The organism is Micromonospora sp. NPDC004551, assembly GCF_040609975.1.
In the GTDB taxonomy this organism is placed as follows: Bacteria; Actinomycetota; Actinomycetes; order Mycobacteriales; family Micromonosporaceae; genus Micromonospora.
Map to the genome: position 1 here is coordinate 66,940 of NZ_JBEXLM010000027.1, position 21,578 is coordinate 88,517.

The 21,578-nt window shown below is 74.1% G+C and carries 23 protein-coding genes and 1 pseudogene; 10 read left to right on the forward strand and 14 right to left on the reverse strand.

The window, feature by feature from the left end; translation table 11 throughout:
- Position 1: 1 nt before the first annotated feature.
- Both ABZW14_RS26500 and ABZW14_RS26505 read left to right on the forward strand, forming a co-directional pair.
- A complete protein-coding gene (locus ABZW14_RS26500; protein ID WP_355351402.1) occupies positions 2–712 on the forward strand; it encodes an ABC transporter permease subunit in 711 nt (236 codons plus the stop codon).
- Positions 713–883: 171 nt separating this feature from the next.
- Entirely contained in the window at positions 884–1,375 is a 492-nt protein-coding gene (locus ABZW14_RS26505) for a hypothetical protein (protein WP_355351404.1), read from the forward strand.
- Between the two features lie 70 nt (positions 1,376–1,445).
- Here ABZW14_RS26505 and valS read toward each other — a convergent pair whose 3' ends face one another.
- From valS to ABZW14_RS26540, 7 genes are all read right to left on the reverse strand, one after another.
- The gene (valS, locus tag ABZW14_RS26510; RefSeq protein WP_355351406.1) at positions 1,446–4,010 is read right to left on the reverse strand and encodes a valine--tRNA ligase; all 2,565 of its coding nucleotides are present in this window, start codon (positions 4,008–4,010) and stop codon (positions 1,446–1,448) included.
- 87 nt (positions 4,011–4,097) lie between these two features.
- A complete protein-coding gene (locus ABZW14_RS26515) occupies positions 4,098–5,930 on the reverse strand; it encodes an ABC transporter ATP-binding protein (RefSeq protein WP_355351458.1) in 1,833 nt (610 codons plus the stop codon).
- A gap of 113 nt (positions 5,931–6,043) precedes the next feature.
- Positions 6,044–7,858 carry an ABC transporter ATP-binding protein gene (locus tag ABZW14_RS26520; protein ID WP_355351408.1) on the reverse strand — a complete coding sequence of 605 codons (1,815 nt, stop codon included), beginning with the start codon at positions 7,856–7,858 and terminating at the stop codon, positions 6,044–6,046.
- Positions 7,859–7,895: 37 nt separating this feature from the next.
- A complete protein-coding gene (locus tag ABZW14_RS26525; RefSeq protein WP_355351410.1) occupies positions 7,896–8,408 on the reverse strand; it encodes a methylated-DNA--[protein]-cysteine S-methyltransferase in 513 nt (170 codons plus the stop codon).
- Positions 8,405–9,892: an AlkA N-terminal domain-containing protein gene (locus tag ABZW14_RS26530; protein WP_355351412.1), complete on the reverse strand. Its 1,488-nt coding sequence runs from the start codon at positions 9,890–9,892 to the stop codon at positions 8,405–8,407. Before ABZW14_RS26530 ends, ABZW14_RS26525 begins: the two co-directional genes overlap by 4 nt.
- 204 nt (positions 9,893–10,096) lie before the next feature.
- Positions 10,097–10,585 (reverse strand): hypothetical protein, encoded by a 489-nt coding sequence (locus ABZW14_RS26535; protein WP_355351414.1) that lies wholly within the window; start codon positions 10,583–10,585, stop codon positions 10,097–10,099.
- Positions 10,582–11,091, reverse strand: coding sequence for a SigE family RNA polymerase sigma factor (locus ABZW14_RS26540; RefSeq protein ID WP_355351416.1), 510 nt, complete (start codon positions 11,089–11,091; stop codon positions 10,582–10,584). The genes ABZW14_RS26535 and ABZW14_RS26540 overlap by 4 nt, the downstream gene beginning before the upstream one ends.
- Positions 11,092–11,233: 142 nt before the next feature.
- Between ABZW14_RS26540 and ABZW14_RS26545 the strand changes: the two genes are divergently transcribed.
- Entirely contained in the window at positions 11,234–11,731 is a 498-nt protein-coding gene (locus tag ABZW14_RS26545) for a hypothetical protein (protein WP_355351418.1), read from the forward strand.
- Positions 11,732–11,784: 53 nt separating this feature from the next.
- On the opposite strand, the pseudogene ABZW14_RS26550 reads toward ABZW14_RS26545, so the two are convergent.
- Positions 11,785–12,606: pseudogene (locus ABZW14_RS26550) on the reverse strand (EamA family transporter); the annotation flags it as partial.
- A gap of 94 nt (positions 12,607–12,700) precedes the next feature.
- Between ABZW14_RS26550 and ABZW14_RS26555 the strand changes: the two are divergent.
- The 4 genes from ABZW14_RS26555 to ABZW14_RS26570 are packed head-to-tail and all read left to right on the forward strand — an operon-like array spanning position 12,701 to position 15,764.
- Positions 12,701–13,213 carry a MarR family transcriptional regulator gene (locus ABZW14_RS26555; RefSeq protein WP_355351420.1) on the forward strand — a complete coding sequence of 171 codons (513 nt, stop codon included), beginning with the start codon at positions 12,701–12,703 and terminating at the stop codon, positions 13,211–13,213.
- Between the two features lie 30 nt (positions 13,214–13,243).
- On the forward strand, positions 13,244–13,990 hold the full coding sequence (locus tag ABZW14_RS26560) for a peptidase E (RefSeq protein WP_355351422.1): 747 nt from the start codon (positions 13,244–13,246) through the stop codon (positions 13,988–13,990).
- A 36-nt stretch (positions 13,991–14,026) separates the two neighbouring features.
- A complete protein-coding gene (gene ychF / locus ABZW14_RS26565; protein WP_355351424.1) occupies positions 14,027–15,112 on the forward strand; it encodes a redox-regulated ATPase YchF in 1,086 nt (361 codons plus the stop codon).
- A 40-nt stretch (positions 15,113–15,152) separates the two neighbouring features.
- Positions 15,153–15,764 (forward strand): SUKH-4 family immunity protein, encoded by a 612-nt coding sequence (locus ABZW14_RS26570; RefSeq protein ID WP_355351426.1) that lies wholly within the window; start codon positions 15,153–15,155, stop codon positions 15,762–15,764.
- 14 nt (positions 15,765–15,778) lie between these two features.
- Here the strand turns inward: ABZW14_RS26570 and ABZW14_RS26575 are convergent, their stop codons facing one another.
- Entirely contained in the window at positions 15,779–16,552 is a 774-nt protein-coding gene (locus ABZW14_RS26575; protein WP_355351428.1) for an SDR family oxidoreductase, read from the reverse strand.
- A 74-nt stretch (positions 16,553–16,626) separates the two neighbouring features.
- On the opposite strand from ABZW14_RS26575, the gene ABZW14_RS26580 reads away from it, so the two are divergent.
- Positions 16,627–17,412: a DinB family protein gene (locus tag ABZW14_RS26580; protein ID WP_355351430.1), complete on the forward strand. Its 786-nt coding sequence runs from the start codon at positions 16,627–16,629 to the stop codon at positions 17,410–17,412.
- On the opposite strand, the gene ABZW14_RS26585 is transcribed toward ABZW14_RS26580, so the two are convergent.
- From ABZW14_RS26585 to ABZW14_RS26595, 3 genes are all read right to left on the reverse strand, one after another.
- A complete protein-coding gene (locus ABZW14_RS26585) occupies positions 17,404–18,357 on the reverse strand; it encodes a hypothetical protein (protein WP_355351432.1) in 954 nt (317 codons plus the stop codon). The genes ABZW14_RS26580 and ABZW14_RS26585 overlap by 9 nt on opposite strands.
- Positions 18,358–18,552: 195 nt before the next feature.
- Positions 18,553–18,918: a hypothetical protein gene (locus tag ABZW14_RS26590; protein ID WP_355351434.1), complete on the reverse strand. Its 366-nt coding sequence runs from the start codon at positions 18,916–18,918 to the stop codon at positions 18,553–18,555.
- Between the two features lie 34 nt (positions 18,919–18,952).
- On the reverse strand, positions 18,953–19,669 hold the full coding sequence (locus ABZW14_RS26595) for an ElyC/SanA/YdcF family protein (protein WP_355351436.1): 717 nt from the start codon (positions 19,667–19,669) through the stop codon (positions 18,953–18,955).
- A 57-nt stretch (positions 19,670–19,726) separates the two neighbouring features.
- Between ABZW14_RS26595 and ABZW14_RS26600 the strand changes: the two genes are divergently transcribed.
- Positions 19,727–20,182, forward strand: coding sequence for a hypothetical protein (locus tag ABZW14_RS26600; protein WP_355351438.1), 456 nt, complete (start codon positions 19,727–19,729; stop codon positions 20,180–20,182).
- Between the two features lie 50 nt (positions 20,183–20,232).
- Here ABZW14_RS26600 and ABZW14_RS26605 read toward each other — a convergent pair whose 3' ends face one another.
- A complete protein-coding gene (locus ABZW14_RS26605) occupies positions 20,233–20,595 on the reverse strand; it encodes a PH domain-containing protein (RefSeq protein ID WP_355351440.1) in 363 nt (120 codons plus the stop codon).
- Positions 20,596–20,626: 31 nt separating this feature from the next.
- On the reverse strand, positions 20,627–20,935 hold the full coding sequence (locus ABZW14_RS26610) for a 4a-hydroxytetrahydrobiopterin dehydratase (protein WP_355351442.1): 309 nt from the start codon (positions 20,933–20,935) through the stop codon (positions 20,627–20,629).
- Positions 20,936–21,170: 235 nt separating this feature from the next.
- On the opposite strand from ABZW14_RS26610, the gene ABZW14_RS26615 reads away from it, so the two are divergent.
- Positions 21,171–21,557, forward strand: a complete 387-nt coding sequence (locus ABZW14_RS26615; RefSeq protein WP_355351444.1) for a (deoxy)nucleoside triphosphate pyrophosphohydrolase — start codon at positions 21,171–21,173, stop codon at positions 21,555–21,557.
- Positions 21,558–21,578: the final 21 nt, after the last annotated feature.

The following is a 21,578-nucleotide window of genomic DNA, read 5'->3' on the forward strand; positions in this document are numbered from 1 at the left end:
CATGTCGACCGTTTCCTGGATCACCGCGCGCGGCCTGTTCGGCCGACGCCGCTTCCTGCTGCTCCTCCCGCTGCCCGCGCTGCTGCTGGCGTTGGCCATCCTCTCCCGCTCGCTGGGCGTCGACCCCGGTGAGTGGGGGCCGGCGGTGCTGGTCGGGCTCGGCCTGGCCGTCGTGCTGCCGGTGGTCGCCCTGATCGTCGGCACCGGCGTGCTGGGCGCGGAGATCGACGACGGCACGGTGGTGCACATCCTCACCAAGCCGCTGCCGCGCTGGCAGATCGTCCTGCCGAAGCTGGCCGTGGCCGCCTGCGTCACGGCGGTCACCGTCGCCGTGCCGCTCTACGTCGCGGGTGTGCTCGCCCACTCGGTACGCCTCGGCCTGGCGCTCGCCCTCGCCGCGTCGATCGGGTCGCTGGCCTACTGCGCGTTCTTCGTCGCGTTGAGCCTGCTCACCCGGCGTCCGGTGTTGCTCGGCCTCGTCTACGTGCTGATCTGGGAGGGGCTGCTCGGCAACTTCGTGAGTGGCACGAAGGTGCTCTCCATCCAGCAGTACGTGATCGCCCTCGCGGACCGGATCGCGCCGACCGACCTGCTCGCCACGAACGTGTCCGTGCCGGTCGCGTCGGTGATGAGCGCGCTGATCGCGGTCGGCTTCACCGTCCTCGCGGTGGACCGCCTCCGCTCGTTCAGCGTGGCCGGCGAGACCAGCTGACCCGCGCGGAACGGGACCCCGCCCGCCGCCGCCGACGCGGCGTGCCGGGCGGGGTCTCCTCGTGTCTCCTCCGATGTGGACGCCGGTGGGCGTCGATATCCGGCACCGCGACGACCCCGAGTTCTGGTAGCTTCCGCCGGGCGTAAGCACGAGACCAACGGGGAGAAACGAATGCGCTCAACTCGGCTCGCACTGCTGATTCCGGCGACGGTGGCGGTGCTCGTCATGGCCGGCTGCGACGACGGCGACAAGACGGCGGCCTCCGGTGGCACCGGCACGGCGACCACGGCGCCGACCACCGCCGCGGCCATCGCGCCGAGCGCCACCGCGCCGGCCACGCCGGCCATGGACGCCGCCACGAAGGCCGCCTGCGCGGCCGTCGACAAGGACATCAAGGCCGCGCTGAAGAAGGTCGCCGAGGCGGAGAAGATCGGCCCGCCGGCCGGGCACTCCGCGGTCAGCGCCCAGTACTCCGCCGGCGCCGCGTCGCTCTACGTCAATGCCTTCACCACCAGCGACACGGTCAACAACGCCGTGAAGCAGGTCGCGACCACCATGTCGGACCTGGCCGACACGTGGGCGAAGGCCCCGAAGAAGGCGCCGAGCAAGGCCGAGCTGACCAGTGCCGTGAAGCAGCTCGACACCGCCTGCTCGGCCACCTGATCCGGCTCCCGTCGGTAACGGAGTTGCTGCCCAGCCACTCCGTTACCGACGGACCGTGCCACGCGGCGGGTCAGAAGGCGCAGGCGATGACGAGCTCGGTGGTGCGGTCGGGGAGCAGATCGAGCTTCGCGATCCGGCCCGCCGCCCGGACGTCGTCGGCCACCAGGGTGAGCCGGTCGAGCAGGGCGGCCGGCCCGAGCGCCTCGGCCAGCGGCACCTCGGCCTTCATCGACAGCTTCCGCTCCGACTTGGCCCGGCGCACCTGACCCAGCGCGTCCGCGGCCAGCCGCAGCAACTCCGGGTCACCCGGCCCCTGCACGGCCCGGCCCACCTCGTAGGTGGTGGGCCAGGGCGCGCGGTGCACCGAGCCGTAGCGCCACCAGGACCAGACCTCCTCGGTGACGAAGGGCAGCACCGGGGCGAAGAGCCGCAACTGCACCGAGAGCGCCGTGGCGAGCGCCGCCCGGGTGGAGTCGGCACCCGGCCCGGTGCCGTAGGCGCGTTCCTTCACCAGTTCGATGTAGTCGTCGCAGAACCGCCAGAAGAACGACTCCGTGGCGATGAGGGCTGCCGTGTGGTCGTACGCGTCGAAGGCGGTGGTCGCCGTGGCGACCACGCCGGACAGCTCGGCGAGCATCGCGGTGTCCAGCGGTGCGGTAACCGGGGCCCGCAGCGCGTCGGCGGCGCCCAGCCCGAGGACGAACTTCGAGGCGTTGAGCAGCTTCGTGGCGAGCCGGCGGCCCACCTTGATCTGCGCCGGGTCGAACGCCAGGTCCATGCCGGGCTTGCCGTTGGCGGCCCAGTAGCGGACCGCGTCCGAACCGTGCTGCTCCAGCAGGCCCATCGGGGTGACCACGTTGCCCTTGGACTTGGACATCTTCTTCCGGTCGGGATCGAGGATCCAGCCGGAGAGCACGGCGTCCCGCCAGGGCAGCACACCCTGCTCCTGGTGCGCCCGCACCACGGAGGCGAAGAGCCAGGTGCGGATGATCTCCTGCCCCTGCGGACGCAGGTCCATGGGGAAGACCCGCCGGAACAGGTCCTCGTCGGTCGCCCAGCCGCCGACGATCTGCGGGGTCAGCGACGAGGTGGCCCAGGTGTCCAGCACGTCCGGGTCGCCGACGAAACCGCCCGGCGCCCCGCGCTGCGCCTCCTCGTAGCCCGGCGGCGGCTCGCTCGACGGGTCGACCGGGAGCATCGACTCGTCCGGTGTGAGAGGCTGAGACCAGTCCGGCTCGCCAGCGTCGTCGAGCCGGTACCACACCGGCACCGGCACGCCGAAGAAGCGTTGCCGGCTGACCAGCCAGTCACCGGTGAGGCCCCCCACCCAGTGCTCGTAGCGGTGCCGCATGTGCTCCGGCACCCAGCGCAGCTCCCGCCCGCGCGCCAGCAGCTCCTCGCGCAGGTCGAGATCCCGGCCGCCGTTGCGCAGGTACCACTGCCGGGTGGAGACGATCTCCAGAGGCCGGTCGCCGCGCTCGTAGAACTTCACCGGGTGGGTGATCGGACGCGGCTCGCCCACCAGGTCGCCCGCATCGGCCAGCAGCTCGACGATCGTGCGCCGGGCACCGTTCACGGTCTGCCCGGCCAGCGCCGCGTAGGGCTCCCCGGGCACGCCGGCCGGCGCCTCCGGCAGCAGCCGCCCGTCCCGGCCGATCACCACCCGCGTGTCCAGCCGCAGCTCCCGCCACCAGGTCACGTCGGCCAGGTCGCCGAACGTGCAGACCATCGCGATGCCGGTGCCCTTGGCCGGGTCCGCCAGCGGATGCGCGTGCACCGGCACCTCGACCCCGAAGACCGGGGTGCGCACCGACGTGCCCACCAGCTCCGCGTAGCGGTCGTCGTCGGGGTGGCACACCAGCGCCACGCAGGCCGGCAGCAGCTCAGGCCGGGTGGTGTCGATCAGCACCTCGCCTCCGCCGGAGGCGTGGAAGCGCAGCCGGTGGTAGGCGCCCGGCCGCTCCCGGTCCTCCAGCTCGGCCTGGGCCACGGCGGTGGCGAAGCCGACGTCCCACAGCGTCGGCGCCTCGGCCTGATAGGCCTCGCCCCGGGCCAGGTTGCGCAGGAACGCCCGCTGGCTGGTCGCCCGGGCCACCCGCCCGATCGTCGTGTAGGTGAGCGACCAGTCCACCGACAGCCCGAGCCGCCGCCACAGCGCCTCGAAGACCTTCTCGTCCTCCGCGGTGAGCACCTCGCACAGCTCGATGAAGTTGCGCCGGGAGATCGCCACCGGGTCCTTCCGGGCCGCCTCGCTCACCGGCGCGGCCGGCGGCCGCCAGCCCGGGTCGTAGGGCAGGGCCGGGTCGGGGCGCACCCCGTAGACGTTCTGCACGCGCCGCTCGGTGGGCAGGCCGTTGTCGTCCCAGCCCATCGGGTAGAAGACCGTGCGGCCGCGCATCCGCTGGAACCGGGCCACCGTGTCGGTGTGCGTGTAGGAGAAGACATGCCCCATGTGCAGCTCGCCCGATACGGTCGGCGGCGGGGTGTCGATCGCGTAGACGTCCTGCCGCTCCTTGTCGCGGTCGAACGCGTACGTCCCGTCCTCCTGCCAGCGGCGCGCCCAGGTCTCCTCGATGCCGTCCAGGGTTGGACGCTCGGGGACGCCGGCGCGGGCCGTCCTCGCCGTGTCGGTCATCAGCCGATCGTAGGCAGGCGATCCGTGCCGCTCCACGACTTTCGCTCTCGTGGCGGTATCCGGCACGGTCCCGTCAGCGCGGGCGGGTCAGATCAGGGAGTCGCGCCACTGGCGGTGCAGGGCGGCGTACCGGCCACCGGCGGCGGCCAGCTCGGCCGGGGACCCGTCCTCCACGATCCGGCCGCCGTCGAGGACCAGCACCCGGTCGGCGATCTCCACGGTGGAGAGGCGGTGCGCGATCACCAGCGCCGTGCGGTCCCGCAGGACGCTGTGCAGCGCCCGCTGCACCAGGCGCTCGGTGGGCACGTCCAGCGACGAGGTGGCCTCGTCGAGGATCAGCACCCGGGGGTCGGCCAGGAACGCCCGGGCGAACGCGACGAGCTGCCGCTGCCCGGCGGAGAGCCGGCCGCCGCGCCGGTGCACGTCGGTGGCGTACCCGTCGGGGAGCGCCGCGATGAAGTCGTGCGCGCCGATGGCCCGGGCGGCGGCCTCCACGGTCGCGTCGTCGGCGTCCGGGCGGCCGAACCGGATGTTCTCCGCGATCGAGCCGCTGAACAGGTGGTTCTCCTGGGTGACCAGCACCACGGCCCGGCGCAGCTCGGCGTCGGTGAGGTGCCGGAGGTCCACGCCGTCGAGGCTGACGGTGCCGGACGCCGGGTCGTGGAACCGGGCCAGCAGCTTGGCGATGGTGGACTTGCCGGCGCCGGTCGGCCCGATGAGCGCGACGGTCTGCCCGGCCGGCACGGTCAGCTCCAGCCCGGACAGGATCGGCGCCTCCGGCCGGTAGCCGAAGTGGACCGAGCGGAACGCGACCGCCCCCCGCCCCGGGCCGGCGGGCAGCGGCACCGGCCGCGCCGGCTCGGCCACGGCGGGCCGCTCGTCCAGCACGCCGGCCAGCTTCTCCAGCGCGGCCGTGGCCGACTGCAACGCGTTGTAGAACTGGCTCAGCTCCTCCATCGGCTCGAAGAACCGGCGCAGGTAGAGCAGGAACGCGGCGAGCACCCCGACCTCGGTCCGCCCGCCCAGCACCCGCCAGCCGCCGTAGCCGAGCACCGCCGCGGCGGTCAGGTTGCCGATCAGCCGGATGCCCGGCGAGTAGACCGCGATGAGCCGGAACGCGCGGAGGTTGGCCAGCCGGTAGTCGTCGTTCACGGCGGCGAAGATGCGCTGGTTGCGGGGTTCCCGCCGGTAGGTCTGCACCGCCCGGATCCCGCGCAGCGACTCGACGAAGTGCACGATGACCAGCGCCACCGCCTCCCGGGTCCGCCGGTACGCCCCGGCGGAGGCGCGGGCGAACCACCGGGACAGCCAGAACAGGAACGGGAAGGCGAGCAGGGTGACCGCGGCCAGCGGCAGGTCCAGCCAGAGCAGGATGCCCGCCACCGACAGCACCGACAGTGCGGCCGTCACCAGCTTGTCGATCCCGCCGTCGACCAGCTCGGCGATCGAGTCCAGGTCACTGGTCAGCCGGGACACCATCCGGCCCGAGGTGTAGCGCTCGTGGAAGCCGACGTCGAGGCGGAGGAAGTGGCCGTACACCCGTTTGCGGAGGTCGAGCAGGACGGCCTGGCCGATCCGGGCGGCGAGGGCGAGGAAGGCGCGCCGGGTCGCGTACTCGGTGCCGGTGGCGACGACGAACGCGGCGGCGACGGCGATCAGCGGGCCGGAGTCGCCGGCGCGCAGCGGCCCGATGCCCCGGTCGATGCCGAGCATCACCAGGTACGGGCCGGCCATCGCGGCGGCGTTCTGGGCCAGCAGCAGGGACAGCGCCACGCCGAGGCGGGCCCGGTGCGGGCGCAGCAGGTCGCGGAGCAGGATGCGGCTGCGGCGCCGGAGCCGGGCCACCGCCTCCGGCGACGAGTCCTCGGCCCGGCTGCGATCGGCGTCGGGGTCGGTGGCCCGCCCGCGCCAGCGGGTCAGGTCGAGGTCGGGGTCGCCGCGCTGTCGGGACCCGTCGGGGTCGGGGTCGCCGCGCCGGGACGTGCCTGGGTCGCCGCGCTGCCGGGGTATCCGGGGCGGCACGGCGGGCCCCGTCACGAGCGCACCAGGCCGGCGCCGTCCGCCCGCCGCTCCGGCTCCGCCGAGAGCACCGCCCGGTAGGCCGGGACCTCGGCCAGCAGCTCGGAGTGGGTGCCCACGGCGACGATCCGGCCGCCGTCGAGCAGCGCCACCCGGTCGGCCAGCGTCACCGTGGACGGCCGGTGCACCACCAGCAGAGCGGTGGTGTCCCGCAGCACCCGGCGGAGAGCCGCCTCGACCAGCGCCTCGGTGTGCACGTCGAGCGCGGAGAGCGGGTCGTCGAGCACGAGCAGCGCGGGCCGGCCGAGGACCGCCCGGGCCAGCGCGAGCCGCTGCCGCTGCCCGCCGGAGAGGGAGAGCCCCTGCTCGCCGACGCGGGTGGCCAGCCCCCACGGCAGGTCGTACGCGAATTCCGCCTGGGCCAGCGCGAGCGCGGCCCGGACCTCCTCCTCGCCGGCCTCCGGCCGGCCCAGCGTCAGGTTCTCCCAGACCGACATGGAGAACAGGGTCGGCTCCTCGAAGGCCATCCCGACGAGCCGGCGCAGCGAGCCGAGGCGCAGGTCGCGCAGGTCGTGCCCGTCGAGGGTGACCCGGCCGCCGGTCACCTCGCGCAGCCGCGGGACCAGGGACAGCAGCGTGCTCTTGCCGCAGCCGGTAGCACCGACCAGGGCCAGCGTCTCGCCCGGCTCCACGGTCAGCTCCACCTCGCGCAGCACCGGCGCCGGGCTGCCGGGATAGCGGAAGCTCACCCGCTCGAAGCGGAGCCGGCCGCGCACCTCCGCCCGGGCGAGCGTGCGGGCGTGCGGGGCGTCCACGATGGCGGGCGGGGTGTCCAGCACCTCCTGGATCCGGTCGGCGGCGGTCGCCGCCTCCTGCGCGTTGGCGATGATCCAGCCGAGGGACTGCACCGGCCAGATCAGCATGAGCTGGAGGCTGACGAAGGCGACCAGAGCGCCGAGGGTGAGCCCGCCCCGGGCGACGGCGGCGGCGCCGGCCACCAGCACCGCCCCGAGGGTGAGGTTGGGCACCAGGTCGAACAGGGCGGAGGTGCGGGCCAGCAGACGGGCCTTGCCGACCCCCGTGTCGTGCAGCCGGCGGGCGCCCGTGGCGAACCGGACGGCCAGCTCGGGCCCCCGCCCGTGGGCCCGCATGGTGCGCAGGCCCTGCGCGGTCTCCTCGACCAGCGTGGCCACGTCGCCCTGCTGGTCCTGCATCCGCCGCGACGCCGCGTGGTAGTGCCGGGCGAACCGGCGGCTGATCAGGAACAGCGGGACGGCGCTGCCCGCCGCCAGCAGGCCGAGCCAGGGGTGCAGCCGGATCAGCAGCACCACCACGGCGGCGTAGGTGATCAGGTTGAGCACCAGGAAGAGCAGGCCGAAGGAGAGGAACCGGCGGATCACCGACAGGTCGCTGGTGATCCGGGAGAGCAGCTGGCCGGACTGCCACCGGTCGTGGAAGTCGGTGGGTAGGCGTTGCAGGTGGGCGTAGAGGTCGGCCCGGATGGCCGCCTCCATGCCGACGGAGGAGGAGGACTGGGTCCACCGCCGGATGAAGATCAGCACCGCCTCGGCCAGGCCGAGCAGCAGGGCGAGGGCGCCGAGCCGGAGCAGCCCGGCCACGTCGTGCCGGGCCACCGGCCCGTCCACCACCCGCTGCACCACCAGGGGCACGGCCAGGCTCGCCGCCGTGGCGGCCAGGGCGGCGAGCAGCAGCCAGGCGAACTCCGCCGCGTAGGGGCGCAGGTAGGGATGCAGCCGCCAGAGGTTGCGCAGCGGGTGGGGACGGGCGTCGTGACACACCGCAGGGCCGCCGTCGCTCAGCGCAGGCACTACCCGACGGTAGCGGCAGGGGGTGACATCCCCGCTGTCAGCTAGCCGTCACCCGTCCCTCATGCCCGAGAAGCCACTTCTTCACGTCCAGTCCCCAGCGGTAGCCGCCGAGCGTGCCGTCGGTGCGCAGCACCCGGTGGCAGGGCACGAAGAGCGCGGCGGCGTTGCGGGCACAGGCCGCCGCCGCGGCGCGGACCGCCGCCGGACGCCCGGCCAGCGCGGCGAAACCGGTGTACGTGACCGGGTCGCCCGGCTTGACGTCGCGCAGCACCTGCCAGGCGTGGGCCAGGAAGACGCCACCGGTCTGCTGCTCGACGGGGACTGTGTCGATCGCGGCCAGGTCACCGGCCAGGTAGGCGCGGACGGCGGCGGTGACCGGGCCGAGGTCGGCCCGCTCGCGCAGCGCGCCGCGCAGTCCAGGGTGGATCAGGGGGACGAGGGTCGCCGGGTCGGCGGTGAAGCCGGCGGCGCGTACCGCCCCGTCGGGCCCGGCCAGCACGCTCAGCCGGCCGGCGGGGGTGTCGATGACGGTGCTGTCCAGTGTGGTCATGCCGCTCTCCAGAGTCGGATCACCGCGTACGACCGCCAGGGGCGCCAGCGGTCCGCGTACGCGTTCAGGGTCTTCGGGTCGTCGGGCAGGCCGAGGGCGGCGGCGCCCCGGCGTACGCCCAGGTCGGTGGGGAGGAGGACGTCGGGGTCGCCGAGTGCGCGCATGGCCACGTAGCCCGCGGTCCACGGCCCGACCCCGGGCAGTGCGGTCAGCCGGCGCACCGCCTCCTCCCGGTCCCCACCGGGTGCCAGGTCCAGGTCCCCGTCGGCGACCGCCCGGGCCACCGCCCGGATCGTCTCCCGCCGCGCCCCCGGCATCCGGAACGCGCTGTCGTCCGCCGAGAGCACCTCCTCAGCGCTCGGGAACGCCCGCAACCCCAGCGGTCGATCATGAGGTTCGCCGCTGTTCCGGCGATCGACTTCGCCGTCAACCTCATGATCGACGGGGTGGGCGGTGGCGGTCAGGAGGTGGGTCAGGGTCGTTCTCGCCGATCTCAGGGAGATCTGCTGGGTTGTTATGGCGCGGACGGCCATCTCGAAGCCGTCCACGGCGTGCGGGAGCCGGACGCCGGGTTCGGCGGCCACCGCGGGGGCCAGGGCCGGGTCGGCCGCCAGCGTGGCGTCGACCGCGGCCGGGTCGGCGTCCAGGTCGAGCAGGCGGCGGCAGCGGGCCACGGCCGGGGCCAGGTCGCGCATGTCGGCCAGGCGCAGGGTCGCGGCCACGTGCCCGTCGGCCGGGGCCAGCGACACCGTGCCGGGCCCGTGCGGCAACCGCAACCCCCGGTGGTACGCCCCGTCGCGGACCTCCTCGACGCCCGGCAGCGCCCGCAACGCCAGGAAGTCCAGCAGCGCACCCGCGTGCAACGGCGGCCGGTACGCCAGCCGCAGCGTGATCGTGCCCGACCCGCCCACCGCCCGCCGGCCGCCCCGGCTGACCCGCAGCTCGGACGGGGTGGCCCCGTACACCTCACGGACCGTGTCGTTGAACTGCCGGACGCTGCCGAACCCGGCGGCGAACGCCACCTCGGCCAGGCCGAGCCCGGTGGTCTCGATGAGGATCCGGGCGGTCTGCGCCCGCTGCGCCCGGGCCAGCGCCAGCGGGCCGGCGCCCAGTTCGGCCCGGAGCATCCGGTGCAGGTGGCGCTCGGTGTAGCCGAGCCGAGCCGCCAGCCCCGGTACGCCGTCCCGGTCGACCACCCCGTCGGCGATCAGCCGCATGGCCCGCCCGACCACGTCGGCCCGGACGTCCCACTGGGGCGAGCCCGGGGCGGCGTCGGGGCGGCAGCGGCGGCAGGCCCGCAGCCCGGCGCCCTGTGCGGCCGCGGCCGACGGGAAGAACCGGACGTTCTGCCGCTTGGGGGTGGTCGCCGGGCAGGACGGCCGGCAGTAGATCCCGGTCGACGTCACGCCGGTGTAGAACCAGCCGTCGAACCGCTGGTCGCGGCTGTCGACGGCCCGGTAGCACCGCTCGAAGTCGAGTTCCATGACACCGATCCTGCCTCGCAGGTCGGGCTGTCGGCTGGCGGGATTCGGACGCGGGCGTGCACGACCGCCCTGGGCGCTGCGACGGGGGGAACGGCGAGCCCGCCGGCCCGTGAGTGGGACGCCGTGAAGGTCACCGGGGCCGGGATACCTCCATGGCGTTCCACTCACCGCCGGCCGGGCGGCCGGACGACCCGGGCGGCCGGGTCAGCTGCTGGGGCTGGGGGATGCGGTGGGCCAGGTGCCGGGTACGCCCGGTCCGCCGCCGGGGCCGGACGGGGAGGGTGTCACGGTGGGCTCGCCCGGCCGGCTCGGGCTCGGCACGGGGCGGCCGGGCCGGCCCGGGGCCGAGACGCTGGGGGCGGGACCGGCCGTCGCGGTGCCGGACGGGCTCGGCGCGACGGTGGGCGGTCCGCTGGGGGAGGGGGCCACCGTGGGTCCCGAGGGGGACGGGGACACGGTCGGCGGCGCCGATGGTGCCGCCGGGCTTGGCGCATCCCCGCCACCGGCCGCCAGCGCGATCGGTGCGCCGATCAGCACGGCGGCCACCACGCCCGCCGCGCCGAGCGTCACCGTGGTCCGCCGGCGGTTCCGGAACCGGCGTTCCGCCGGGGTCAACTGGTCCTGCACTCTGGGTGCCTCCTCGGCCAGATCGGAGAGGGTGGCGCGGATGAGGTCCTCGAAGGGCGTGGTCACCGCCGTACCTCCAGGAGTTCGACGTCCGGCATGAGCTGGCGCAGCCGGGTCACCGCCCGGTGGGTCCGGCTGCGTACCGTGCCGACCGTGCAGCCCAGTGCCTCGGCGACCTGGGTCTCGGTGAGGTCCTCGTAGTAGCGCAGGACCAGCACCGTGCGCTGGGCCGGCGGCAGCAGCCGCAGCGCCGCCCGCATCGCCAGGCGTACGTCCGTGCCGCCGCTCGGGTCCGGCTGGACCGCCTCGTCGGCCGGGGTGAGCGCCGTCTCCCGGCGTCGCCCCAGCCGCCGCCACCAGCTCACCTGCTCCCGGTACATGACCGTGCGCAGGTAACCCTCCGGGTCGGCGTGCCGCAGCGACCGCCACCTCGGGATGGTCCTGGCCAGCGCCGACTGGAACAGGTCCTCGGCCGCGTGCCGGTCGCCGGTGAGCAGGTACGCCACCCGCATCAGCGCCGGCGTGCGGCTGGCAACGAACTCGGCCAGCCGGGCCCGGTCATCCTCGTCCACCCACCCTCCCGCTCGTTGTCGTCACCAGTACAGACGCCCCAGCTCAAGCGAGCTATCCCTGGCGTGGCAACGGATTCCGCCGCGGAAAGTGTCGGTAGTGGCCGGTACCGTCGCGCCACCAACTCAAGAAAAGGTGCGGGGCATGGCGAGCGTGGCCGGGCGGGGGTGTCCGCTGATGCGGTCGGGGCGGGCACGGCTGGACGACGCGGTGGTGCAGGGCTTCTACGACCGGATGCGGGTGGTGGCGCCGGCCGCCTACGGGGCGATCGAGCGGGACCGGGCCGACGACCCGGGGCGTCCCTTCGCCGACACCGCCTGCGGCCGGCTGGTCGGCTCGCTCGAGGCGGCCGGGCTGCGCGCACTCGGCATGTGGGCGCACCACTGGTGCATGCGCTTCTACGACGACGACACCCGGGTCGGCCTGCGGCTGGTCCGGGAGCTCGCCGGCCGGGCGGGGCTGGGCTGGACGGTCGACGAGGTGCGCTGGCTGCTCGACCAGTCGCACGCGGCCGCGCCGTCCGCGGCGCACCGCTTCACCCTGCCGCTCGCGGCGGCGGCGGAACTGCCGCCCGGGGCACTGCCCGAGGGTGTGGCCACCGACACCTCGGCCGGCGACTGGCGCCGGCTGCGCGTCGGCTGACCACCCCGCTCACCCGGCGCGGCGCGTCCCGGGAGTTGGCCGAGCACCATGGCGCCGACCGCCACCGCGAAGCCGGCGAGCTGGACCGGGCTGAGCGCCTGCCCGAGCACCAGCCAGCCGAGGGTCGCGGCGGTCAGCGGGCTGAGCGCGCCGAGCACCGACACGCGCGTCACCGGCAGCCGGGCCGCGCCCCGGAACCAGAGCGCGTACGCCAGCGCGGTGCCGGCCAGCCCGAGCCACGCGTACCCGAGAAGGGCCGGCCCGTCCGGCGCGGGCGGCGCGCCCTCGACGGCGGCGGCGACCGGCACGATCAGCAGGCCGCCGGCGACGAGCTGCCAGCTTGTCGCGGCGAGGGTGCCCACCCCGGGCGGGCGGCCCCAGCGGCGGGTGAGCACCAGGCCGGCGGCCATCGCGGCGGTGCCGGCCAGGCCGGCGGCGACGCCCAGCGGGTCGAGGCCGGCGCCCGGCCGCAGCACCACGAGGGCGACCCCGGCGGGGGCGGCGAGCGCGGCGAGCAACGCGGGGCGGCCGGGCCGGTCCCGGAGCAGGGCGACGGTGAGCGCGGCGACCAGCAGCGGCTGGGCGGCTCCCAGGACGGCCGCGGTGCCGCCGGGCAGCCGGTACGCGGCGACGAAGAGCAGCGGGAAGAACGCCCCGATGTTGAGCGCACCGAGCAGGGCGGCCCGCCCCCCCCAGACGCCGTGCGGCCGTCGCCGGGTCAGCGCGAGAAGCAGGAGGCCGGCCGGCAGGGCGCGGATCGCGCCGGACCAGAGCGGCCGGCCGGCGGGCAGCAGCTCGGCGGTGACCAGGTAGGTGGTGCCCCAGGTGGCCGGGGCGAGGGCGGTGAGGGCGATGTCCGTCCAGCGGCGGGTCATGGCGACCTGCTTTCCTTGATGCTAAGTAGCTTAGCGCTAAGCTAATCAGTGCCGAGTGAAAAGGGAAGTGCGAGGTGCGGCACAATCGACAGCCGTGGCAACCGACGACGTGGACCTGATCGTCGAGCAGTGGCGCCGGGAGCGGACCGGCATGCGGCCCGAGCCGATGGCCGTCTTCGGCCGCATCTACCGGCTGGCCCGGCTGGTCGGCGACCGCCAGGAGAAGGTGTACGCCGGCTGGGGCATCGGCCGGGGCGAGTTCGACGTGCTCGCCGCGCTGCGCCGGTCCGGCGCGCCGTACACCCTGGCACCGAAGGCGCTCGCGGCCTCGCTGATGCTCACCTCCGGCGGGATGACCGGCCGGCTCGACCGGCTGGAGCGGGCCGGGCTGGTGCGGCGCGCGCCCGACCCGGCCGACCGGCGGGCGCTGCGCGTCAGCCTCACCGACGCCGGCCGCCGCGTGGCCGAGGAGTCGGCCGAGGCCGGGCTGGAGGTGCAGCGGCGGATCCTCGACGCGCTGGCCCCCGCCGACCGGGACCGGTTGGGCGATCTGCTGCGCGTCCTGCTGGCCGCGGCCGAGGCGGAGCCGCCGGATCGGGCAGGATGATCTCCGACGCCACCGACCGGAAGGACGGCCATGCCCGCCAGTGAACCCACCATCGTCGCCACCAGCATGGGTTTCTTCAGCCGGCACCGCGGGCCCTGGGACGCCCGGCCCAGCCAGCTGTTCGACCTGATGGCCGAGCTGGCGCAGGCCGGCGACGCACCCCGGGTCTGCTACCTGAACCAGGCGGTCGGCGACCAGCCCACCTCGTTCACGGTGTTCTACGGCGCGTTCGCCGGCACCCGGTTCCGCCCGTCCCACCTGGCGCTCTACCCGATGCCCAACGTCGAGGACGTCCGCGCCCACCTGCTCGCCCAGGACATCATCTGGGTCGGCGGCGGCAGTGTGGCCAACCTCTGCGCGGTGTGGCGGGTGCACGGCCTGCCGGACATCCTGCACGAAGCCTGGCAGGCCGGCGTGGTGCTCGGCGGGGTCTCCGCCGGGTCGATCTGCTGGCACCTCGGCGGCGCCACCGACAGTTACGGCCCGACCCTGCGCCCGTTCACCGACGGGCTCGGCTGGCTCCCGTACGGCAACGGGGTGCACTACGACAGCGAGGACCAGCGCCGGCCGCTCATGCACCGGCTCGTCGGCGACGGCACGCTCCCGACCAGCCACTGCACGGACGACGGGGTCGGGCTGATCTACCGGGGCACCCGGCTGGCCGAGGCGGTCGCCGACCGGGAGGGCGTGGCCGCGTACGAGTTGGCCCGCGCCGAGGACGGGACCGTCCGGGAGACCCGGATCGAGCCCCGGCTGCTGCCCGCCCGGCCCGCCTGACCGGTTCCCGCCGCGAACCGCGTAAGCTGGCTCGTCGTGAGTCTCACCATCGGCATCGTCGGCCTGCCCAACGTGGGCAAGAGCACCCTGTTCAACGCGCTGACCAAGAACGACGTGCTCGCCGCGAACTACCCGTTCGCCACCATCGAGCCGAACGTCGGCGTGGTCGGGCTTCCCGACGAGCGGCTGACCAAGCTCGCCGAGATCTTCTCCTCGCAGAAGGTCCTGCCGGCGCCGGTCTCGTTCGTCGACATCGCCGGGCTGGTCCGGGGCGCCTCGAAGGGGCAGGGCCGGGGCAACGCGTTCCTGGCCAACATCCGCGACGCCTCGGCGATCTGCCAGGTGGTGCGGGCCTTCTCCGACCCGAACGTGGTGCACGTCGACGGCAAGGTCTCCCCGGCCGACGACATCGAGACGATCAACACCGAGCTGATCCTGGCCGACATCCAGACCCTGGAGAAGGCGCTGCCGCGGCTGGAGAAGGAGGCCAAGCTCCGCAAGGACCGGGCCGCCGCCGTCGAGGCCGCCAAGAAGGCCGTCGAGGTCCTCGACGGCGGCACCACCCTCTACGCGGGCGCCGCCGCTGCCAAGATCGAGCTGGAGCACCTGCGCGAGCTGCACCTGCTCACCACGAAGCCGTTCCTCTACGTCTTCAACGTCGACGAGGCCGAGCTGGGCAACGCCGAGTTCCTCGACGAGCTGCGCGGCCTGGTCGCCCCGGCCGAGGCGGTCTTCATGGACGCCAAGATCGAGTCCGAGCTGGTGGACCTGCCCGAGGAGGAGGCCCGCGAGCTGCTGGAGTCGATCGGGCAGTCCGAGCCGGGGCTGGACCAGCTCGTCCGGGTGGGCTTCCGCACGCTGGGGCTCCAGACGTATCTGACGGCCGGCCCCAAGGAGGCGCGGGCCTGGACCGTCCCGGTGGGCGCCACCGCGCCGGAGGCCGCCGGGGTGATCCACAGCGACTTTCAGCGCGGCTTCATCAAGGCCGAGGTGGTCTCCTACCACGACCTGGTCGAGGCCGGATCGATGGCGGCGGCGAAGGCCGCCGGCAAGGTCCGGATCGAGGGCAAGGAGTACGTCATGCAGGACGGCGACGTCGTGGAGTTCCGCTTCAACGTCTGAGATCGGCGTCCCTCCCGCCGCCCAGTTCGGAGTTCCCGCCGTGCTTTTCGAGGTCACCCGCAGCGAACTCGCCGGCATCTTCGGCGAGGACCGGCTCGCGACCCTGCCCGCCGCCGCCTTCCCGCCCGCCGTCGCGGACACCGAGGGCGCCCGCCTCCTGCAGACCGTCGGCGTCCCCACCGGGACCTTCTGGCTGCGTGTGCCCGACGAGGACTCCGGCCGGCTGCCGCTCGTCCGGGACGTCGTCGACGTCGCGGACTTCGAGGACGTCGCGGAGGACGCGGGCGAGTGGCCCGTCATCGGCTGGCTGCTCAATGCCCACGTCGCCCTCGACCCCGGTTCCGGCACGGTGCACGCCTTCGACGCCGACGAGGAGACCGCGCCGGAACTCCACCGGGACGTCTCCTCCCTCGTCCAGGTCACCGTCCGGTTCCAGCGCCTGCTCGACGAGTTCACCTTCGGCGACGACGAGGAAGCCGACTTCGAGCGCCTGGAGCGCGAGGTCGAGCGAATCCGCCAGGAGACGAGCGGCCTCGACCCGCTCCCCTTCCAGGACGACGAAACCGTCTGGTCGGTGGTCGGCGATGAGATCGCCATGGGCCAACGCTTCCTGGGCGACAGCCCGGCGGCCCGTTCGCTCCACGGGCGATGACCGGCCGACGTCGGTCAGGCGATTCCGCCGTCGCTGTGCAGGAGCTGCCCGTTGATCCAGCCCCCGTCGGCCGAGCACAGGAACGCCACGAGGTTCGCACAGTCCTGCGGGCGGCCGAGGCGTCCGAGCGGCGTGGACCGCAGGACCGCATCCCTGATCTCCGCGGTCATCCAGCCGGTGTCGGTGGGACCCGGATCGATGGCGTTGGCGGTCACGCCGAGGTGGGCGAGCTCCCGGGCGGCGGCCAGCGTGATCCGGTCGAGAGCGCCCTTGCTGGCCCCGTAGGGAAGATTGCCGACGGTGGCGTCACTGGTCAGGCTCACGATGCGGCCAGTGCCGTGCGCCCCTCGGAAGCGTCGGGCGTACTCCCGGATCAGGAGCCAGCTCGCCCGGGTGTTGACCGCGAAGTGACGGTCGAAGCTCTCGATGCTGGTGTCCAGCAGGCCCGAGTCGACGCTCTCGCAGTGGGCGAGGACGAGCGCGCCGACCGCGCCCAGCTCCCGCTCCACGGTCTCGAAGATGCCGGCCGCGGCATGCGGGTCACCGAGATCCGCCTCGACCGCGGCGGTTCTCGCCCCGTGCTCGCCCGCCCGGTCGCGGAGCAGCGTCACCGCCTCGGGATCGGCTCCCCAGGGCATCCGCTCGTCGTACGGGGTCCAGTAGGTGAGCCCGACATCCCAGCCGGTCTCCGCCAGCTTCAGCGCCACCGCCGCGGCGATGCCGGCGCTGCGGCCGGCACCGGTCACGAGGGCGACGGGCCGCTGCTGTTGATCTGTACGGGTCAGCACCGGGTCACGATAGCCGTGAGCGCCGGCGTGCTTCCGGGCCGCGGAGTGTCGGGCGTCGCGGTTAGCCTGCTAGCGTGGCCGAATTCACCGACGCCGATCTGCGCGGCTCGCGGTTCGCGCACGCCGACCTCAGCGGCTCCGAGTTCCGTGCCGTCGACCTGTCCCGGGCCCGGTTCCGCAGCGCCGACCTGAGCGGGGTCACCATGCGCGGCGTCGAGCTGGCCGACGTCGACATCCGCGGTGAGATCCAGCACCTGACGATCAACGGCGTCGACGTCGGGCCGCTGATCGAGGCGGAGCTGGACCGGCGACACCCGGACCGGGCCCGGATGCGCCCGACCGATCCGGCCGGCTTCCGCGAGGCGTGGGACATCCTGGAGCGGCTCTGGGCCGGCACCGTCGACCGGGCCGGCCGGCTGCGGCCCGAGCTGCTGAACGAGTCGGTCGACGGTGAGTGGTCCTTCATCGAGACGCTGCGGCACCTCGCCTTCGCCACCGACTCGTGGGTCGGGCGGGCGATGCTCGGCGACCCGGCGCCGTGGGATCCCCTGGACCTGCCGTGGGACGAGATGCCGGACACCCCGGGTGTGCCACGGGACCGGGCCGTGCGGCCCTCCCTCGACGTGGTGCTCGCGCTGCGCCGCGACCGGATGTCCACGGTGCGCCGGGTCATCGAGGGGCTGACCCCCGAGTCGCTGGCCGGCCACACCGAGCCGGTGGACGGTGTCGGCTGGCCACGGCCCCGCAGCTATCCGGTCCGGGAGTGCCTGCTGATCGTTCTGAACGAGGAGTGGGAGCACCGGCTCTACGCGGAGCGCGACCTGGCCGCGCTGGAGGCACGCGAAGCGCGTTCAGCTTGAGCTGTTGACCAGCTTGCGCAGCGCGGCGACGGCGGCCCGGTCGCTGACCTTGGCGTAGATCTTCTTGTCCGGGCCGGCCAGCACGACGTACGGGCACGCCTGGTCGTCGCCCGTCATCGGCTTGTCGAGCAGCTTGCGGCCGGTCGCCACTTCGTACACCCGGAGGCGCCAGCTCGCCTTCAGCAGCGTCAACGTCAACGGCTTCGGGTCGTCGTACTTGCAGCGGCGGATCGTCGCGCCACTGCCGACCCGGTCCAGGCAGGCGACCATCTGCACCTTCGTGGGCGCCTCCGGCGCCCAGGTCTGCTCCACCTTCTTCGACAGGCCCTGAGAGAAGTAGTAGGTGCCGTCCTGGTAGCGCAGCCCGGAGCCGTCCCCGATGAGCAGCACCAGCGGGTGCGGCGCCTTGCCTGCGCGTTTCGGTGACTGCGGGTAGTAGACGTTGTCGTCGCACACCCGGTTCAGGTCGGAGATCTCCTCGGCCGGGTACGCGCTCGCCTCCGGCCCTTCCTGCACCGGTTCCGCGCTGGTCTCAGGGGCGGCGGTCGCGGCGGGGCCGCGGCCGGTGCTGGGCGCCGGGGGCGCCTCCCGTGCCGGTTCGGAGGCGGTCGTCGTCGCCGATCGCAGCAGGAGGACGCCGCCCGTCAGGCCGAGGCAGCCCACCAGCAGCACCACGCCCACGATCACGGCGGCGACGACGAGCGTGCGGTTGCGCGGCCCGGGCGGCGGCGCCCACGCCACCTGCGGCTGCGGCCCGAACGGCGGCAGGGGCGGCTGCTGCGCGAACGGGTGCGGCTGCTCGCCCGCTGCCGGCACGTACGGCGGCGCGCCGTGGCTGAGCGGCGGCTGCCCGAGTGGGTGCTGCGCGGAAGGATCGGCTGGTCCGGTGCCGGGCACCGGATCCATCGCCGGTCCCGCGCCCGATTCGGCCCCCGTGCCGGTCATGCGCAGTCCTCTTTCGATCAAGGCGAAGCGCGAAATGTACCAGCACATTCACCCAGCGTGGGGGCGGCTGCACCAGACCTGGAACGTGATCCGGTAAGGCCGCTCGAGGCGACGTTCCGTCGGCGTACGCGGACCAGCTCAGGCGTCGGCGACGACAGTCCCGCCACCGGCCGCCCCACAGCCTCGGCCGTCTCGTCAGCTCTGCTGCGGAACGGGGATCCGGTCGTGGAGGGTGTCCCGGCAGCGCAGCAGCCGCGCGGTGATCTCGTCGAACAGCGCCGGATCGGTCCGGCCGCCGCGCCACACGGCCCGCAGCGCGGCCTGGCCCACGGCCAGCTGCGTGGCGGCCCCCTCGACGAGGTTGGCGTACTCGTCCCGGATGTCCGGAGGGGCGGACCGCGCCGTCTCGCGGGCCGCGAGCAGCGGCGCGCCGGCGCGCGCGAAGATCTCGTCGGCACCCGCCTCACCGGCGGCGAGCCGGGACAGCACGTGCTCCAGTTCGGTCGCCGCGACGGTCATCCGACCGACCGCCGCCAGGGTCTCCTCTGCCAGCTTCACCACGCCGCGACCCTACCGCCGACCGGTCGGCCGCACCTCATCCCGCGCGCAGGGCATCGTCCACCCCGGTCTCGCGGCGGCCCAGGTGCACAGGATCGCGGCCCGAGAACACGTCCACGGCGGCCTTCACGCAGGCGCCGTACTCCCGGGTGGCGCTGATCCGCCAACGGTCCGCGTAGCGGCGGGCGGTGTCGTCGCCCACGCCGTTCGCGGCCACGCCGAGGTGCCGGCAGACCGCCACCGCGCGGGGCAGGTGGAACGACTGCGTGACCACGGTGGCCCGCTCCACCCCGAAGATCCGCCGGGCCCGGGCGCACGAGTCGTAGGTGTCGAAGCCGGCGTGGTCCAGCACCACCTTGTCCGTTGGTACGCCCCGGTCGACCAGCCAGCGCCGCATCGCGTCGGGCTCGTCGTAGTCGTCGTTCATGTGGTCGCCGGAGACCAGGACGACCCGGACCTTGCCGGCGGCGAAGAGCCGCTGCGCGATCTCCAGCCGGGCGGCGAGGAACGGCGACGGGCTGCCGTCGGCCTCCACCTTGGTGCCCAGGACCAGGGCGACCGGGGCGTCCGGCACGTCGGCCTCGGAGAACAGGTGGCCGTCCGCGCCGCCGCGGACCCACGCCACGCTGGCCGCCGTGCCGGTGGCCAGCAGCGCCGCGCCGGCGACGACCACCACCACGGCACGGCGGATCCGGCGTACGGTCGGTCTGCGGTCGGTGCGCCAACCCCTGACCCTCGCGAACAACCCCCGCATGCGCGCGATTCTGTCAGGCGGCGGCGAGTACCGGGTTCCCGCAGGAGGAGGACGAGGATGGGGAAGCGGCATCCCGCGCTCGCGCGGCTCGACGTGCTCGTCGGGCGGTGGACCGTGCAGCCGGAGGTCGAGGGCCTCGGTGCCGGCTGGACGGAGCTGGCCTGGGTGGAGGACGGCCGCTTCCTCCGCCAGCACAGCGACGCCGAGCCCGTGCCGGAGACGGCGCCGCGCGCCTGGCGGGAGAACAACCCGCTCCCGACCACCCAGCTCATCGGTCTGGACGACGCGGGGCAGGAGTTCACGGTGCTCTACGCCGACGCGCGCGGCGTGCACCGGGTCTACCGGATGACGTTCGCCGACGGCGTCTGGCGGATGTGGCGGGAGGCGCCCGGCTTCCACCAGCGGTTCACCGGCACGCTGAGCGACGACGGCGCCGCGATCGACGGCCGCTGGGAGCGGTCCGCCGACGGCGTCGACTGGGCGCTCGACTTCAAGCTGGCGTACCGCCGCTGACCGGTGGCCCCGCCGCGTCGTAGAGCGTTGCCGGCAGGTCGGCCGGCACGTCAGGAGATGTGGTGGAGGATGACGTTGTGCACGTGGTGGCTCTTCTGCGCGCCCCGGAACTCCACCTCGTAGGTGTGCGCACCGACGTGGATGGCGATGGCGCCGGTGGAGAAGAAGGCGCCGCCCCACGACTTGTTGCTCACCACGCTCACGCTGGTGATCTTTCCGTACGGGATGCTGGTGATGGCGTACCGCTTCCCGACGAAGGAGCGGTCCTGGATGATCACCCGGCGGTCGGTCAGGCCGATGAACCCGGTTCCCGTGCCGACCGCGTCGTAGACGGCGATGATCTGCTCGCCGGGCAGGAGGCCGCTCTGGATCTGCTGGAACTGTTCCTTGCGGTCGTACGTGGGATCAGCCATGTCCCCGACGGTAGGCGGGCCGCGCCAGCGCTCAGGGGCCGGTGACCGCGCGGACCGCGTCCTCGATGCGCGCGGCCAGCAGCACCTCGCCCTCGGTGAGCGGCTCGCCGTCGCCGTGGCCCACCCGGATCTGGGTGCGATCGGCCCGGCGGCTGATCTCCGGGCGCAGGCGCAGCGCGTCGGCGACCACCGCGACGCGCTCGGTGAGCGCGGCGTGCTGGGTCTCGTCGAGGACGAGCGTCCGGCGGATCTGCTCGCCTTCCCGGGTCCATCCGGACAGCAGGGCGAGCGCGTCGCTGAGGTAGTCGTGCTTCGCCCGGCCGTTGAACAGCACGCGCATCACCGCACCTCCCAGGCGTCGTTGCCGGCTTGTGGCCAAATCGTCGCCATCCCGTGTCCCAGTCGACGCCCTCTAGTCTGTCGCCGCACAGATGGTGTGTCCACGCCCACACTTCCGTGTTCTGCTGACCTGACGGTCGGCTCAGCTACCCAAACCGCCGATTGATCTGGCACGCTGGACGCCCGTGCGGACCGAACGGGTTAGCGGGAACGGGCAGGATCGGCGGGAGCCGAGGGTGGTCGTCGGTGCGGCGATCATCGTGGACGGCAGGGTCCTGGCCTGCGAGCGCTCCGCCCCACCGGAGGTGGCCGGCCGCTGGGAGTTTCCCGGCGGGAAGGTGGAGCCGGGCGAGACCGAGACCGACGCGCTGATCCGCGAGTGCGCGGAGGAACTCGGCGTCCGGGTGGAGATCGGCGCGCGGCTCGGCCGCGACGTACCGATGGCACACGGCCGTTCCGTCCTCCGCGTGTACGTGGCCCGCCTGCTCGACGGTGAGCAACCGAAGGCCCTGGAGCATTCGGACCTGCGCTGGCTCGCCGCCGCCGAACTCGACACGGTTCCGTGGCTGCCGGCCGACGTGCCGATCGTCGCCGCACTGCGCCCGCTGCTCGCCGGCTCCTGACCGACGGAAGCGGGACAGGCC

Coding starts and splice junctions, on each gene's coding strand:
- ABZW14_RS26500 (WP_355351402.1), top strand. CDS start 2: ATGTCGACCGTTTCCTGGATCACCGCGCGCGGCCTGTTCGGCCGACGC.
- ABZW14_RS26505 (WP_355351404.1), top strand. CDS start 884: ATGCGCTCAACTCGGCTCGCACTGCTGATTCCGGCGACGGTGGCGGTG.
- valS (WP_355351406.1), bottom strand. CDS start 4,010: ATGACCGACACGGCGAGGACGGCCCGCGCCGGCGTCCCCGAGCGTCCA.
- ABZW14_RS26525 (WP_355351410.1), bottom strand. CDS start 8,408: ATGACCACACTGGACAGCACCGTCATCGACACCCCCGCCGGCCGGCTG.
- ABZW14_RS26530 (WP_355351412.1), bottom strand. CDS start 9,892: ATGGAACTCGACTTCGAGCGGTGCTACCGGGCCGTCGACAGCCGCGAC.
- ABZW14_RS26545 (WP_355351418.1), top strand. CDS start 11,234: ATGGCGAGCGTGGCCGGGCGGGGGTGTCCGCTGATGCGGTCGGGGCGG.
- ABZW14_RS26560 (WP_355351422.1), top strand. CDS start 13,244: ATGCCCGCCAGTGAACCCACCATCGTCGCCACCAGCATGGGTTTCTTC.
- ABZW14_RS26585 (WP_355351432.1), bottom strand. CDS start 18,357: ATGACCGGCACGGGGGCCGAATCGGGCGCGGGACCGGCGATGGATCCG.
- ABZW14_RS26595 (WP_355351436.1), bottom strand. CDS start 19,669: ATGCGGGGGTTGTTCGCGAGGGTCAGGGGTTGGCGCACCGACCGCAGA.
- ABZW14_RS26600 (WP_355351438.1), top strand. CDS start 19,727: ATGGGGAAGCGGCATCCCGCGCTCGCGCGGCTCGACGTGCTCGTCGGG.
- ABZW14_RS26605 (WP_355351440.1), bottom strand. CDS start 20,595: ATGGCTGATCCCACGTACGACCGCAAGGAACAGTTCCAGCAGATCCAG.
- ABZW14_RS26610 (WP_355351442.1), bottom strand. CDS start 20,935: ATGCGCGTGCTGTTCAACGGCCGGGCGAAGCACGACTACCTCAGCGAC.